The sequence below is a fragment of the Vogesella mureinivorans genome (assembly GCF_007644035.1).
Taxonomy (GTDB): Bacteria; Pseudomonadota; Gammaproteobacteria; order Burkholderiales; family Chromobacteriaceae; genus Vogesella; species Vogesella mureinivorans.
This window is the reverse complement of the sequence record NZ_VMTV02000873.1, coordinates 1-335: the sequence shown is the minus strand read 5'-3', so window position 1 is coordinate 335 and position 335 is coordinate 1. Positions and strand designations below refer to the sequence as shown.

Here is a 335-nt window from a genome sequence, read left to right as displayed (position 1 = left end):
GCGCTTGGTACCGAAACGTGTTTTAAATCTTTGATTAGAAATATTGCCTCAAAATTCAGTGGATTGAAGAACGAGCACTGTTCAAATATAGCACCATTAAAAGATAAGTGAATGTTATGGAATTTGATATTATTCTCAGTTTAGTGTTTTTTGCCTTTTGTGCAGGCGCGATTGATGCTGCTGTCGGAGGTGGGGGACTGATTCAAATTCCTGCTTTGATGGGGGCGTTGCCTCATTATCCGACGGCTACGGTTTTTGGTACTAACAAGCTTGCATCCATTTGTGGAACTGCATCCGCAGCATTTTCTTATTTAAAACAAGTCAAAATTGAATGG

General features: G+C 40.0%; 1 protein-coding gene. It reads left to right on the top strand.

The genetic code is table 11. The features are described from left to right. Window positions 1-116: 116 nt before the first annotated feature. Window positions 117-335, top strand: a 219-nt coding sequence (locus FLQ44_RS20035; RefSeq protein WP_147695775.1) for a TSUP family transporter, incomplete at its 3' end; no start/stop codon positions are given.